Below are 13,475 nucleotides of genomic sequence, written 5' to 3'. Positions count from 1 at the left end.
CTTTACGCCCGCGGCGGAGGTAGCGCGGTGACCGGCGGCGCGGGATCACGCACCGCCGGTCAGGGAATTGTTGTTTCCGCCGGGCGCGACCACACGCTGTTGGGCTCGCCATGCAGTGCCCGCCGGCTGCTGGCTCGGGCCATCGCGCCAAACCCGATCGCCATCGCCAGGGCCACGCCATCCACCCAGAACAGCGGCCAGTAGCCGCGTTGCGCGCTGGTCCACAACCACAGCCCGCTCATCGCGCCATGCACCAATGGAATCAGCGCGGTGCTCACCGCCGCAGCCCACAGCAGCTCGCGTGCGGCCTGCCACGGCGCGCGCAGCGCCGCCCACAGGGCGCAGCCGCCCCAGACCAGGAAGCAGGCCCAGCGCATGCCGGCATCGGCGTGTGCCGGGGCCAGGTGTTCCAGCAGTTGCACGCTGACGAAGGCGGCCGATACCGCCACGCACAGGCCGATGCAGACCCCCACCGTGGCCCGCGCCATGTTGATCTGGACGCGGCCCTGCGTCTGCTGGCGGCGCTTGCGCCGCGATTCGATCCACAGCAGGTTGCCCGAATAGAACAGGAACGCCCCGCCCAGGCCGAGCGCGAAGTACAGCCATGGCACCAGCGCATTGCCGTACTCGCCGAAATGCAGCGCATACGCCGTTGCCAGGGTGGCGTGGTTGGCATCGCGCTTGCCGGGCAGCTGGGTGTGCAGCACTTCGCCGGTATTGGCGTCCAGCGCCACCGCACCCAGCGGGCCCAGCGACACCCCGCCGCCGCCGGTGATCTCGATCACCGCGTTGGCATCGCCGGCGTTGGCCAGTTTCAGATAGGCCGGCTCGAAGCGCGCCTGGCCCAGCTCGTTGGCCACCGCGATCGAACGGGCGTGCAGCATCGCCAGGCTGCCCGGGCGCACCGGCTCGCCGGCTGCGGCGCGGATCGGCGCGGTATCCATCGCCGCCGGCAGTGCCTGCAGCAGCTTGCCGTCGTAGATCAGCGGGTTGAGCGCGGCCATCTGCAGCAACACCAGGCACAGCAGCGCCCCGGTCACCGCAAACAGCAGGTGGAACGGCAGGCTGAGCACGCCGACCACGTTGTGCGCGTCCTGCCACATCTGCTTGAGGTTGCGGCCCGGGCGCAGCGCGAACAGATCGCCCATCAGCCTGGGCAGGTGGATCACCAGCCCGGACAGCAGCGCCAGCCCATACAGCAGGCTGACCACGCCCATCAGGTAGACCCCGGCCACCGGCAGGCCCAGGGTGTAATGCAGTTCGTTGACCAGCTCGGCCAGCCCGGCCTGGGGCGGGGTGGGGCTGCCGTCGAACTGGTCGGCCCAGGCGAACTGCCAGGTGCCCTTGGCGTCCTGCCAGTAGGCCACCGACTGCGGAGTCTCAGCGCCGGGGAAGGTCATGCCGACATGCGCGCGCGCCTGCGGATGCCGGGCCAGCACGCCGTCGAGCAGGCGCTGGGCATCGTCCAGGGTCTGCGCCGGCTGCTCCATTGCGTGCGGCGACTGCCACAGCGGCAGGTCGTGGTGGAACACGGTGATCGCGCCGGCATAGAACGCCACGAACAGCGCGAAGCCGGCCACCAGGCCGACCCAGGTATGCAGCGTGGTGAACGTACGCAGCGTCAGCGAACTGAATTTCATCGAAGCTCCTTCACTGCACCCAGTGCATGGCGCGCAGCAGCCACAGCAGCACGAACCCGGCCAGCGCGCTGCCGCCCAGCCAGGCCCATGCGCGCAGGCCGCCGCGGAAACTGAACGCCCACAGCGCGGCCAGCATCCACAGCGGGACGAAGGCGACCAGGCTGGGCACGATCGCGCGTTGCCAGGGGCCCGGCGGCAGCCAGGCGACCAGGCCGGTCACCGCGGCGGCGAGCAGGAAGCCGGCCAGCAGCGCGGCCGAGGCACGGGCCCACATCAGTGCCGATCCCCGCCGTCCGGCCGCGTCCATGCCGCCAGGTAGGGCAGCAGCAGCGCGGTCAGCATCCAGCCGCACAGGGTCACGCACAGCCCGGTGGCCAGGCCCAGCTGGCCCATCCACAGCCACAGCGAGGTGGCCGCGGCGACCAGCCCGATCTGCCGGCCCAGCCGCCCGGCGCGGCGCAGGCGCGGCCAGCGGCAGTGGGGCGAGGCGGCATAGAAGGCCAGCGCGGAGAACGCCGAGGCGGTGCCGGCGGTGCCGCAGTACAGCAGGCCCAGGGTGGTGGAACTCAGCACGGGGCGCAGGTGGCAGGGACAGCGGGAGCCATCGCAGATCCTTCGGGGGAGGTGTTGCCGGCACGCGTCCGGCGTGTTGCGCATGGTAAGCATTGCGGTTTTGCTCCGCCACAGTGGCCCGTTCAGGCGATGGCACGGTGCGGGCGGGAGAAAAAAGCCGGGCTTTGGTTTAAGATCACCCCATCCCCATCAAGGCAACAAGGTGGCCCGCGCCCCGCGCCGGCCCAGCGTGCGACATGAGCACTACCACCGCCCATTGCTGAACGCTCCCGACGGCCCCTGCAGGCGCCTTCGTGGCGCTTTTTTTATGGCCGGCCGCCCCGGCGCCGCTGCCCACCGCGTCCCATTCGATTCCCCGGCCTGCGTTGCAGGCCCACCAGAAAAAGCCCAGTCATGATTGCGATCACGCTCCCCGACGGCAGCCGCCGTGAGTTCGAAAACCCCGTCAGCGTCATGGACGTCGCCCAGTCGATCGGCGCCGGCCTGGCCAAGGCCACCATCGCCGGTTCGGTCGACGGCGTGCTGGTCGATGCCAGTGACGTGATCGACCACGATGCCCGCCTGCGCATCATCACCGCCAAGGACGAGGAGGGCGTGGAGATCATCCGCCACTCCTGCGCCCACCTGGTCGGCCATGCGGTCAAGCAGCTGTACCCGGATGTGAAGATGGTGATCGGCCCGGTCATCGCCGAAGGCTTCTACTACGACATCCATTCCGAGCGCCCGTTCACCCCCGAGGACCTGGCCGCCATCGAAAAGCGCATGGGCGAGCTGATCACGCAGGACTACGACGTGATCAAGAAGGTCACCCCGCGCGCGGAGGTCATCGAGATCTTCAAGGCCCGTGGCGAGGACTACAAGCTGCGCCTGATCGAGGACATGCCGGCCGACATCCAGGCCATGGGCATGTACTACCATCAGGAATACGTGGACATGTGCCGCGGCCCGCACGTGCCCAACACGCGCTTCCTCAAGGCCTTCAAGCTGACCCGCATTTCCGGCGCGTACTGGCGCGGCGATGCCAAGAACGAGCAGCTGCAGCGCATCTACGGCACCGCCTGGGCCGACAAGAAGCAGCTTGAGGCCTATATCAAGCGCATCGAAGAAGCCGAAATGCGCGACCACCGCCGCATCGGCAAGCAGCAGGAACTGTTCCACCTGCAGGAAGAGGCGCCGGGCATGGTGTTCTGGCACCCCAAGGGCTGGGCGCTGTGGCAGGTGGTGGAGCAGTACATGCGGGGCGTGTACCGCAAGACCGGCTACGGCGAAGTGCGCTGCCCGCAGGTGCTGGACGTGGCGCTGTGGAAGCAGTCCGGGCACTGGGACAACTTCAAGGACAACATGTTCTTCACCGAATCGGAGAAGGGCACCTATGCGCTGAAACCGATGAACTGCCCGGGCCACATCCAGGTGTTCAACCAGGGCCTGCACAGCTACCGCGACCTGCCGATCCGCTACGGCGAGTTCGGTTCGTGCCACCGCAATGAGCCCTCCGGTGCGCTGCACGGCATCCTGCGCGTGCGCGGCTTCACCCAGGACGACGGCCACGTGTTCTGCACCGAGTCGCAGATCGAAGCGGAAGTGACGGCGTTCCACCAGCAGGCGCTGGCGGTCTACACCACCTTTGGTTTCGAGGACATCCAGATCAAGATCGCGCTGCGCCCGGAACAGCGCCTGGGCGATGACGCCACCTGGGACAAGGCCGAAGGCGCGCTGCGCGCGGCGCTGGGCAGCTGTGGCGTGGAATGGCAGGAACTGCCGGGCGAGGGCGCCTTCTACGGCCCGAAGATCGAGTACCACCTCAAGGACGCCATCGGCCGTACCTGGCAGCTGGGCACCATGCAGGTCGATTTCATGATGCCCGGCCGCCTCGGCGCCGAGTACGTGGACGAAAACAGCCAGAAGAAGCACCCGGTCATGCTGCACCGGGCCATCGTCGGCTCGATGGAGCGTTTCATCGGTATCCTGATCGAACACCACGCCGGCTCCTTCCCGTCCTGGCTGGCCCCGACCCAGGTGGTGGTGGCCAACATCACCGACGCCCAGGCTGAATACGTGAAGGACGTCAGGAAAACCCTTGCAGATCAAGGGTTCCGGGTAAACGCCGATTTGCGCAACGAGAAGATCGGTTATAAGATTCGCGAGCATACGCTGCAGCGGGTCCCGTACCTGCTGGTGGTTGGCGACCGTGAGAAGGAAAATGGCGCCGTGGCCGTGCGTACGCGCTCGGGTGAAGACCTGGGCAGCATGTCCGTCCAGGCCTTCATCGAGCGGTTGCAGGCAGAACAGTCCGTGTAAGAAAGTCCCGGCCCTGCGGATGATCCGCTCAGGGCCGGTTTGATTCCTCTGGGAGATTGCAATATCAGTACCCCTGACAACAAACAGAACCGCAAGAATCAGGAAATCCGGGTGCCGCGCGTACGCGTGATCGGCAGCGACGGTGAAATGATTGGTGTGTTGACGCGTGACGAAGCGCTGTCGATGGCCGAAGACGAAGGTCTGGACCTGGTCGAGATTCAGCCGCAGGCTGATCCGCCGGTGTGCAAGATCATGGACTTCGGCAAGTTCAAGTTCGAAGCGCAGAAGAAGGCCAACGAGGCCAAGAAGAAGACCAAGCAGGTCGAGATCAAGGAAGTGAAATTCCGCCCGGTCACCGATGAAGGCGACTACCAGATCAAGCTGCGCAAGATGCGCGGTTTCCTGGAAGAGGGCGACAAGATCAAGGTCAACATCCGCTTCCGTGGTCGTGAAATGAGCCATCAGGAGCTGGGTCGCGAAATGGCCAGCCGGATCGAAGCCGATCTGGGTGAGGACATCGTGATCGAGTCCCGTCCGCGCCTGGAAGGCCGGCAGATGGTGATGATGATCGCGCCGAAGAAGAAGTAACCGGCCGTCGGGTCCCGCGGGGTGGAGCCGGGCCATGCCCGGCTGCAGACACCGCCGGCGCCGATTGCTTCCGATGCGCGCGACCGGCACGGGCGCCGTCTGGCGCCTTCTGTCGTTGTGCTGCGCGCGCGGCCTGGCCCGCGCGCCGGCCGGGCACGATGTCCGTTCAGGAATGTCGAGGCCCGGCGCCGCAGTGGCCGCGCCGGCGGCTGGCCCACCGGCCAAACCGGAGCCCGATCAAGCATTTGCAACTGACTGGTTGCACAGGCATAATGGGCGGCCCCGTTTTTCGGGGCGCTGTTTTGAACGGTTACCCGCCAGCCACTGGCGCGCTGTTTTACCAGCAACAGGACCGGCCTGGTTCCCATCGGGGATCCCGGGCTTACAAGCAGGCAAGGGCATGGACGGAAAGTGTGGCGAAAGCTGCCGCCCTGGTCAGTGACAAAACATCATCAAGGACATTGCAATGCCCAAGATCAAGACCAACCGGGCGGCGGCCAAGCGTTTCCGCAAGACCGCCTCCGGCAAGTTCAAGGCTGGCCATGCCAACCGTAGCCACATCCTCACGAAGAAGTCGACCAAGCGGAAGCGCAATCTGCGTCAGACGAACCATGTTCGTGCAGAAGACGCAGGCCGTTTGAACCGTATGCTTCCCTACCTCTGAGGACTGACCCATGGCACGAGTAAAGCGTGGCGTACAGGCGCGTCGCCGCCACAAGAAGATTCTGACCCTGGCAAAGGGTTACTACAACGCTCGCCGCAAGGTGTTCCGCGTTGCCAAGCAGGCCGTGATCAAGGCACAGCAGTACGCCTACATCGGTCGTAAGCAGAAGAAGCGTAATTTCCGTTCGCTGTGGATCACCCGCATCAACGCGGCTGCCCGCATCAACGGCCTGAGCTACAGCCGTTTCATGAATGGCCTGCTCAAGTCCGGCATCACCCTGGACCGCAAGGTGCTGGCTGACATCGCCGTGCACGACGCAGCCGGTTTTGCTGCACTGGCCGAAAAGGCCAAGGGCGCACTGGCGGCATAAGTCCCACCCCTGCGGTTGCCGTTCGCGCGCAACGGCAGTGGGTAAGGCAATGCATGGGGAAGGGCGCAAGTCCTTCCCCATTCTTTTTTGTGGAGGCGCAGGCACGCGGTGCCGGCGACCCGACAGCGGTGGCGACGGGGGTCGGCCCGGCGCGCATCGCGATGGCACACCGACGCGAGGCCCCGGCTATCCATGAGTGACATCCAATCCCTGACCACCCAGGCCCTGGCCGATGTGGCCGCCGCCGGCAGCCCCGACGCGCTGGAAGCCCTGCGCGTGGCCCTGCTCGGCAAGAACGGCAGCATCACCGCCCAGCTCAAGCAGCTCGGTGGCCTGCCCGCCGATGAGCGCAAGGCCGCCGGCGAAGCCATCAATCTTGCCCGCGACGCGCTGACCAGCGCGCTGGCGCAGCGCAAGGCGGTGCTGGAAGACGCTGCGCTGGACGCGCGCCTGGCCGCCGAAGCGATCGACATCACCCTGCCTGGACGCCGCGCCGAGCGCGCCGGCCTGCACCCGGTCACCCGTACCCTGGAGCGCATCACCGAGATCTTCGGCCGCCTCGGCTACGAGCTGTCCGAAGGCCCGGAAATCGAAGACGACTGGCACAACTTCGAAGCCCTGAACTTCCCGCCGCACCACCCGGCGCGCGCGATGCACGACACCTTCTATTTCGGCGACGGCCGCCTGCTGCGCACGCATACCTCCGGGGTGCAGGTGCGCTACATGGGCGAGCACGCCCCGCCGCTGCGCATGATCGCCGCCGGCAAGGTCTACCGCAGCGACAGCGACCAGACCCACTCGCCGATGTTCCACCAGGTCGAAGGCCTGCTGGTCGACGAGCATTCCACCTTCGCCGACCTCAAGGGCACGCTGGCCGAGTTCGTGCGCGCGTTCTTCGAGCGCGATTTCGACATGCGCTTCCGCCCCAGCTACTTCCCCTTCGTCGAACCCGGCGCGGAAGTGGACATCGCCTGGCAGCAGCCCGACGGCAGCACCCGCTGGCTGGAAGTGCTGGGCTGCGGCATGGTCCACCCCAACGTGCTGCGCAGCGTGGGCATCGACCCGGAGCGCTACACCGGCTTTGCCTTCGGCATGGGCGTGGAACGGTTTGCGATGCTGCGCTATGGCGTCAACGACCTGCGCGCGTTCTTCGAGAACGACGTGCGATTCCTGAAACAATTCGCGTAACGCCGGGCGCTGCCCGGCTGTGACGCAGAACGCATCATCACGGCCAGGCGCCTGCGCCGGCCCACCAGGGTGACACCATGAAATTCTCTGAAAACTGGCTGCGCAGCCACGTTCCCACCTCGGTCTCGCGCGATGAACTTGGCGCGGTGCTGACCGCCATCGGCCTGGAAGTGGAAGAGGTCACCGCGCTCGGCGCGGGCCTGGACCACGTGGTGGTGGCGCGCATCGTTTCGGCGCAGCGCCATCCCGAGGCCGACCGCCTGCAGATCTGCCAGGTCGACGCCGGCCACGGCGAGCACCTGCAGATCGTCTGCGGCGCGCCCAACGCGCGCCCGGGCCTGGTGGCGCCGCTGGCGCTGATTGGTGCGCAGATCGGCGAGCTGAAGATCAAGCCGGCCAAGCTGCGCGGCGTGGACTCCAACGGCATGCTGTGCTCGGCCAAGGAGCTGGGCCTGGACAGCGACGCCTCGGGCCTGTTCGAACTGCCCGACGACGCCCCGGTCGGCCAGCCGCTGGTGGAGTACCTGGGCCTGCCCGACGCCAGCATCGAGATCAAGCTGACCCCCAACCGCGCCGACTGTTTCAGCATCCGCGGCATCGCCTTCGACGTGGCTGCCGCGTGCGCCAGCGAAGTGGTGCCGTTCCATGCCGAGCCGGTGCCGGCGGTGGGGGCTCGCGAGCTGAGCATCGACCTGGCCGCCGGGGCCGATGCACCGCGCTACGTCGGCCGCGTCATCGAGGGCATCAACGCGCGCGCGCCCACCCCGCTGTGGATGGCCGAGCGCCTGCGCCGCAGCGGCGTGCGCCCGGTGTCGCTGCTGGTGGACATCACCCAGTACGTGATGCTGGAACTGGGCCAGCCGATGCATGCCTTCGACCTGGGCACCCTGCAGGGCAGCATCGGCGTGCGCCATTCGCGCGCCGGCGAAACCCTGAAACTGCTCGATGGCCGTGACGTGGTGCTGGACGACAGCTTCCTGCTGGTCACCGACGCCGACCGCCCGGTCGCGCTGGCCGGCCTGATGGGTGGCTTCGATACCCGCGTCACCGACGACACCACCGCGGTGTTCCTGGAGGCCGCCCACTTCGCGCCTGCCGCGATCATGGGCCGTGGCCGCAAGCTGGGCCTGCATACCGATGCCGGCCACCGCTTCGAGCGTGGTGTGGACCCGGCGCTGCCGCGCACCGCGATCGAGTACGCCACCCGGCTGGTGCTGGACCTGGCCGGCGGCACGCCGTCGCCGCTGACCGAGGCGGTACGTCCGGCCGACCTGTCGGTAACCGCGCCGATCGCCCTGCGCCGCGCGCGGATCGCCCGCGTGCTCGGCATCCAGATCAAGGATGCCGACGTGGAGCGCATGCTGCGCGCGCTGGGCATGGACGTGGCCGCCAGCGCCGACGGCTGGCAGGTCACCGCGCCCAGCCGCCGCTTCGACATCGCCATCGAAGAAGACCTGATCGAGGAACTGGCGCGCATCCACGGCTACGAGCGCATTCCGACCACGCTGCCCGGCGGCGCCTCGCGCATCGCCATGCCCAGCGAAACCGCGCTGGATGAGCGGAGCGTGCGCCGCCAGCTGGTCGCCCGCGACCTGCAGGAAACCCTCAACTACGCCTTCGTCGATGCCGGCCTGCTCGGCCAGTGGCAGCTGCACCAGGACGTGGTGGCCCTGGCCAACCCGCTGTCGGCCGAACTGGCGGTGATGCGCCCATCGCTGCTGCCGGGCCTGGTCGCCACGCTGGGCCGCAATGCCGCGCGCCAGCTCGGCCGGGTACGCCTGTTCGAGCTGGGCCGGGTGTTCCACCCGCAGGCCGGGGACGGCCAGCCGGCGCCGCTGGAAACCCAGCGCGTGGCCGCCGCCGTCTGCGGCGACGCCGACCCCCAGCAATGGGGCCTGGCGACCCGCAAGGTCGATTTCCACGACCTCAAGGGCGACCTGGAGTCGCTGGCGGCCGCGTCGGGCGCGGTGCTGGAATTCCAGCCCTCCCAGCGCCCCTACGGGCACCCGGCGCGTTCGGCCGAGGTGCTGCGCGACGGCGCCAGCCTGGGCTGGATCGGCCAGCTCCACCCGCGCCTGGCCAAGGCCATGGACATCGACGTGGACGTATTCGCCTTCGAGCTGGACCTGGCCCCGCTGGCCGCACGCGCCATACCGCGGGCCAGCGAGCTGTCGCGCTACCCCTCGGTGCGCCGCGACCTGGCCTTCCTGGTCCCCGAAGCGGCCGCCTGGGCCGACCTGGAAACGACCCTGCGCCGGGCCGTCGGCCCGCTGCTGCGCCAGGTCACCCTGTTCGACCGGTATGTCGGCCAGGGCGTCGAGCCGGGCTTCAAGAGTTTGGCTATGGGCTTGATTTTGCAGGACAAGTCGCGCACTCTGACGGACCGCGACGTGGATGCGGTAGTGGCCGAGGCGGTCGCTGCGATGGAGCGTGATCACCACGCCCGGATCCGCGGTTGAGCGGGAAGCATTGGGGGTAGCAGGCAATGGCATTGACCAAGGCTGAGATGGCCGAAAAGCTGTTCGACGAAGTCGGTCTGAACAAGCGCGAAGCCAAGGAATTTGTCGACGCGTTCTTCGATGTGTTGCGGGAAGCGTTGGAACAGGGACGTCAGGTCAAGCTGTCGGGCTTCGGCAATTTCGACCTGCGGCGCAAGAACCAGCGCCCGGGCCGCAATCCCAAGACCGGCGAGGAAATACCGATTTCCGCCCGTACGGTGGTCACCTTCCGTCCGGGCCAGAAGCTCAAGGAAAGGGTGGAGGCATATGCTGGATCCGGGCAGTAACCGCGAACTTCCGCCGATACCGGCCAAGCGCTACTTCACCATCGGTGAGGTCAGCGAACTGTGCGATGTCAAACCGCACGTGCTGCGCTACTGGGAAACCGAGTTCCCCAGCCTGGAGCCGGCCAAGCGCCGCGGCAACCGCCGCTACTACCAGCGCCACGACGTGCTGATGGTGCGCCAGATCCGCGGTCTGCTCTACGAACAGGGCTACACCATCGGCGGGGCGCGCCTGCGCCTGGAAGGTGCCGGTGCCCGCGACGAATCCACGCTGAGCAACCAGATCATCAAGCAGACGCGGATGGAGCTGGAAGAAGTACTGCAATTGCTCCGTCGCTGAACCATTTCGCCTTCAAACCCGTTATACTCGTCGGCCCGCTGCAAGGCGGGGACAGTGCCAGCATCATCGGGGCGTAGCGCAGCCTGGTAGCGCATCTGCCTGGGGGGCAGAGGGTCGTCGGTTCAAATCCGGCCGTCCCGACCATTGTTGGCAACAGATCAAGGGCTTGTGCAGCGATGCGCGGGCCCTTTTTCGTTGGGCGTCAGCCCGGCAGGAAGCCAACGTCGACAAGCGCCGGGTAGGTCCGAGCGATGCTCGGACTCGCAATGCAAGCGCCATGTAGTTTCGAGCCACGCCCGGATCTGGCGGCGCCGCCACCAGGCGCACGCGACCTAGGGGCATGCGTGCCGCTGCAGCTGCCTGCATCGCGCTGGTCTAGTCGCCAACGCCTGCGCTGAAAGGCGCATCCTGCGCGGATGCGGCATTCGATGCAGCCGCCCGGTACGTTTCGCAGTTGCCGCTGGGAAAGCGCGCCATGTATTCGGCGAAACGGGCGCCGGCGACCGCCTGGCGCGCGCTGCAGCTGGGGCAGCTCAGTACCGCGCCCCCGCCCTCGATGGTTTCCAGAACCGGCGGCTGGGTGGCCTTGAAAATGGCGCCGCAGCCGTGGCACTGCGCGCGGATGAATTCGATTTCCGGATAGGCCGCGCCAGCGTCCCGCAGGGGATGGCAGCACACCTCGAACAGATGGAACATACCGGTGTCCGGCATTGCTGCACCCTCTGCATGGGGCTCGACATGGATGCATGCCAGGCCGCTGCCTGATTGCCGCCCCGCGATGGGGCCGCTGGGGGCCAGTATGCGCCAGTTGGCGTTATGGGGTGGTGTTCTGGACGCTCGCAGCGAGGTTGTGCCAACGGCTTCCCGACGCTGAACCGGCCACGGCCCGGTCGCCTGGGCGGGAGGCCCTGGCGTCAATGGCGCAGCTCAAGACAGCGCAGCGCCGCATTCGCAGTGCAGCGATCAGCGGACGCCGTGCCAGGGCGCGGCGTCCGGATGCAATGCACTTACCAGCTCGCACGCAGCCCAAGCTGCACGGCCACATTGCGATACCCGCCCTGGCCCTTCTGTACACCCATATCGCCCCACGCCGTCCAGCGTTGGCCGAGCTGCAGCGCGGCACCGGCCTTGGCTTCGTAGCGGTCCTGTGGCACGCCGCCTTGCATGCGCTCGCCATCGAAACGCAGGCTGTTGTCGTCAGCGCCATGGATCCAGTTGAGCGCCGCGAACGGCTGCACGCGGTTGCCGACCGCACTATTGGCATGGCCGAACAGACGTACGCCCACGCGGCTGGTCAGGCCGCCGGCATCGCTACCGTCGATGACCGTGCCATTGCGTTCGACATGGCGGTCGGCGCTGAAGTCGGTATGGGTCAGCTGCAACTGCGGCTCCACAAACAGCGCGGTGCGGGCGCTGTCCAGTACCTGGAAGCCGTAGCCGGCCTCGACAGAGGCCGAGGTTGCGTCGCTGTCGTAGCGTTCGCGGGCCAGCGCATCGCCTTGCACGGTGTTCCTGAACTGTGCGTACTGCACCCAGCCGTCTACATACAGACCGGTGGTCTGTGCCGGATCCTGCAGCCAGCTGGCGTAGAGGCCAATGGCCTGGCCGTCGACCTTGCCCTTGGCGCTATAACCGGTCAGGCGCGAGGTTACCGTGTTGTTGGCGCGCCCGCTGCCGAGCATGACGCCGAACTGGCCACGGCTGTCGCCGCCCCAGCGGAGCAGGTCGGTACCCACCTGCAGCACCGAGCTGTCGCCATTGACTTGGAGCTGGTCGCCGACCACGCCATAGTCGGCCTGGTTGCGGCTCATGCGTGCCCAAGCGCCACGCTCTGAGCCACCGCGTGCGATGCCGCCGCTGCGGTCGTGCAGTTGCATGCTGAACATCTGCGTGGCGGCGGCCTGGTTGGCCAGATAGGCACCGGGCTCCGGGCGCAGCACCGGCACTGGCGGTTGGCATGCCGGCAGACTGGGATCGACCACGCACGGATCGGGCGCGGTGGGAAGCTCCGAGCGCAGATACCAGTTGCCGGCTGCAGCGGCGCTGCCCTTATGCAGGAAGTACTCGTACTGGCCACCCACCGCACGGCCGGCGAGGGTGAACACGCCATCGGAGGCACCGCCGACCTGGATCAGTTCGATGCCGTTGACGGTCTGCGCACCGACACCCCCGACGTTGTTGACCGCCACGTTGGTCTGGCCGCTGGTGCTGCCGGCAATGACCAGTTTGTCGCTGCGCGAGACGTCATCGCCGAGCACGGTGTTGAACAGCAGGGTGCCGCCGGCACCGGTGTAATCACCACGCACGGTGAGGGTGTTGAAGGCGGTGCCGTTGCCCAACGCGACGGTGCCGCCGCTGTTGAGGGTGAGCGCGCCCACATCCGAATCGCCAGCCAGCTGCCAACGGCCGCCACTGGCCAAGGTGGCCGCGCTGACGTTGGTGAACACGCCGGTGATGCTGGCGCTGTTGCCGAGGGTGACATTGGTGGTGGACGTGACGTCGTTGACGATATCGCCGCGCAGGGTGCTGCCCAGCACATTGAAGTTGGCGGTGGCGCCGCCGGTCACTTCCAGCACGCGGCCGTTGCCGCCGATCAGCTGCGCGTTGTTCTGGATGGTGATATCGGCAGTCATCGCTTCGCTGGTCTGGGCAACGTGGATGGCACTGCCGGTGCGTCCTTCCACCAGCGAGTTGTCGACCAGCAGCGTGCTGCCGCCATTGGTTGTGCCGCCGGCCGTCCAGAGGTTCAACAGCGCCCCGGTCCGATCGCCGCGCACCTCGCTGCGGTCGGCGATCTGCACCGAGCCGGCGATAACGGCAGCGCCGATGCCGCCGTTGCGGGGATCACCAACGGGATACCTGTTCAGATCGGCACCGTTGACCTTGGTGCGGACCATGCTAATGCTCCCGCCGCCTGTCGCATTGACGCCGCTTTCCATTCCGGAGATTGTCGAGTCGCTTATCGTGACGACGGAGCTAGCGTTGAACTGGCCCATCACGGCGCCGGTTTGTATGCCGGCGGCGTAATCGCT

13 protein-coding genes and 1 tRNA gene are annotated in these 13,475 nt (G+C 67.3%); 9 read left to right on the top strand and 5 right to left on the bottom strand.

Annotated elements, in window-relative coordinates:
- Positions 1-59 precede the first annotated feature (59 nt).
- From AC3ITM_RS12990 to AC3ITM_RS12980, 3 genes are read right to left on the bottom strand one after another with little or no spacing between them, the layout of a single operon-like run.
- Entirely contained in the window at positions 60-1,640 is a 1,581-nt protein-coding gene (locus AC3ITM_RS12990; RefSeq protein WP_489265531.1) for a PepSY-associated TM helix domain-containing protein, read from the bottom strand.
- 10 nt (positions 1,641-1,650) lie between these two features.
- Positions 1,651-1,914 (bottom strand): hypothetical protein, encoded by a 264-nt coding sequence (locus AC3ITM_RS12985; RefSeq protein ID WP_489265530.1) that lies wholly within the window; start codon positions 1,912-1,914, stop codon positions 1,651-1,653.
- Entirely contained in the window at positions 1,914-2,213 is a 300-nt protein-coding gene (locus tag AC3ITM_RS12980) for a hypothetical protein (RefSeq protein ID WP_489265528.1), read from the bottom strand. The genes AC3ITM_RS12985 and AC3ITM_RS12980 overlap by 1 nt, the downstream gene beginning before the upstream one ends.
- 393 nt (positions 2,214-2,606) lie before the next feature.
- Between AC3ITM_RS12980 and thrS the strand changes: the two genes are divergently transcribed.
- The 9 genes from thrS to AC3ITM_RS12935 all read left to right on the top strand — a co-directional run bounded on the left by thrS (position 2,607) and on the right by AC3ITM_RS12935 (position 10,587).
- Positions 2,607-4,511, top strand: a complete 1,905-nt coding sequence (gene thrS / locus AC3ITM_RS12975) for a threonine--tRNA ligase (RefSeq protein ID WP_489265526.1) — start codon at positions 2,607-2,609, stop codon at positions 4,509-4,511.
- Positions 4,512-4,559: 48 nt separating this feature from the next.
- Complete coding sequence (gene infC / locus AC3ITM_RS12970) at positions 4,560-5,099, top strand: translation initiation factor IF-3 (RefSeq protein ID WP_228884516.1); 540 nt, start codon at positions 4,560-4,562, stop codon at positions 5,097-5,099.
- 466 nt (positions 5,100-5,565) lie between these two features.
- On the top strand, positions 5,566-5,763 hold the full coding sequence (rpmI, locus tag AC3ITM_RS12965; RefSeq protein ID WP_017355265.1) for a 50S ribosomal protein L35: 198 nt from the start codon (positions 5,566-5,568) through the stop codon (positions 5,761-5,763).
- 10 nt (positions 5,764-5,773) lie between these two features.
- Complete coding sequence (gene rplT / locus AC3ITM_RS12960) at positions 5,774-6,133, top strand: 50S ribosomal protein L20 (protein WP_017355264.1); 360 nt, start codon at positions 5,774-5,776, stop codon at positions 6,131-6,133.
- Between the two features lie 192 nt (positions 6,134-6,325).
- Complete coding sequence (locus AC3ITM_RS12955) at positions 6,326-7,321, top strand: phenylalanine--tRNA ligase subunit alpha (RefSeq protein ID WP_489265523.1); 996 nt, start codon at positions 6,326-6,328, stop codon at positions 7,319-7,321.
- Positions 7,322-7,398: 77 nt separating this feature from the next.
- Positions 7,399-9,780, top strand: coding sequence for a phenylalanine--tRNA ligase subunit beta (gene pheT, locus AC3ITM_RS12950; RefSeq protein ID WP_489265521.1), 2,382 nt, complete (start codon positions 7,399-7,401; stop codon positions 9,778-9,780).
- 26 nt (positions 9,781-9,806) lie between these two features.
- Positions 9,807-10,106 carry an integration host factor subunit alpha gene (locus AC3ITM_RS12945; RefSeq protein WP_005410432.1) on the top strand — a complete coding sequence of 100 codons (300 nt, stop codon included), beginning with the start codon at positions 9,807-9,809 and terminating at the stop codon, positions 10,104-10,106.
- Positions 10,087-10,443 (top strand): MerR family transcriptional regulator, encoded by a 357-nt coding sequence (locus AC3ITM_RS12940; protein ID WP_038687283.1) that lies wholly within the window; start codon positions 10,087-10,089, stop codon positions 10,441-10,443. The genes AC3ITM_RS12945 and AC3ITM_RS12940 overlap by 20 nt, the downstream gene beginning before the upstream one ends.
- 67 nt (positions 10,444-10,510) lie before the next feature.
- A tRNA-Pro gene (locus tag AC3ITM_RS12935) sits at positions 10,511-10,587 on the top strand.
- Between the two features lie 231 nt (positions 10,588-10,818).
- On the opposite strand, the gene AC3ITM_RS12930 is transcribed toward AC3ITM_RS12935, so the two are convergent.
- Together AC3ITM_RS12930 and AC3ITM_RS12925 are read right to left on the bottom strand one after the other, a co-directional pair.
- A complete protein-coding gene (locus AC3ITM_RS12930; protein ID WP_489265511.1) occupies positions 10,819-11,139 on the bottom strand; it encodes a hypothetical protein in 321 nt (106 codons plus the stop codon).
- A 311-nt stretch (positions 11,140-11,450) separates the two neighbouring features.
- Entirely contained in the window at positions 11,451-13,340 is a 1,890-nt protein-coding gene (locus tag AC3ITM_RS12925) for an autotransporter family protein (protein WP_489265510.1), read from the bottom strand.
- Between the last annotated feature and the right edge of the window lie 135 nt (positions 13,341-13,475).

The sequence above is a fragment of the Stenotrophomonas sp. KH_029 genome (assembly GCF_057839765.1).
The sequence above is the reverse complement of the archived record's forward strand: the minus strand, read 5'-3'. Positions and strand labels throughout refer to the sequence as shown.

Bases quoted from the DNA above. Each gene is read 5' to 3' on its own strand.
- thrS (WP_489265526.1), top strand. From the start codon at position 2,607: ATGATTGCGATCACGCTCCCCGACGGCAGCCGCCGTGAGTTCGAAAAC.
- rpmI (WP_017355265.1), top strand. From the start codon at position 5,566: ATGCCCAAGATCAAGACCAACCGGGCGGCGGCCAAGCGTTTCCGCAAG.
- AC3ITM_RS12945 (WP_005410432.1), top strand. From the start codon at position 9,807: ATGGCATTGACCAAGGCTGAGATGGCCGAAAAGCTGTTCGACGAAGTC.
- AC3ITM_RS12925 (WP_489265510.1), bottom strand. From the start codon at position 13,340: ATGGTCCGCACCAAGGTCAACGGTGCCGATCTGAACAGGTATCCCGTT.
- AC3ITM_RS12930 (WP_489265511.1), bottom strand. From the start codon at position 11,139: ATGTTCCATCTGTTCGAGGTGTGCTGCCATCCCCTGCGGGACGCTGGC.
- AC3ITM_RS12990 (WP_489265531.1), bottom strand. From the start codon at position 1,640: ATGAAATTCAGTTCGCTGACGCTGCGTACGTTCACCACGCTGCATACC.
- AC3ITM_RS12955 (WP_489265523.1), top strand. From the start codon at position 6,326: ATGAGTGACATCCAATCCCTGACCACCCAGGCCCTGGCCGATGTGGCC.
- rplT (WP_017355264.1), top strand. From the start codon at position 5,774: ATGGCACGAGTAAAGCGTGGCGTACAGGCGCGTCGCCGCCACAAGAAG.
- pheT (WP_489265521.1), top strand. From the start codon at position 7,399: ATGAAATTCTCTGAAAACTGGCTGCGCAGCCACGTTCCCACCTCGGTC.
- AC3ITM_RS12940 (WP_038687283.1), top strand. From the start codon at position 10,087: ATGCTGGATCCGGGCAGTAACCGCGAACTTCCGCCGATACCGGCCAAG.
- AC3ITM_RS12985 (WP_489265530.1), bottom strand. From the start codon at position 1,914: ATGTGGGCCCGTGCCTCGGCCGCGCTGCTGGCCGGCTTCCTGCTCGCC.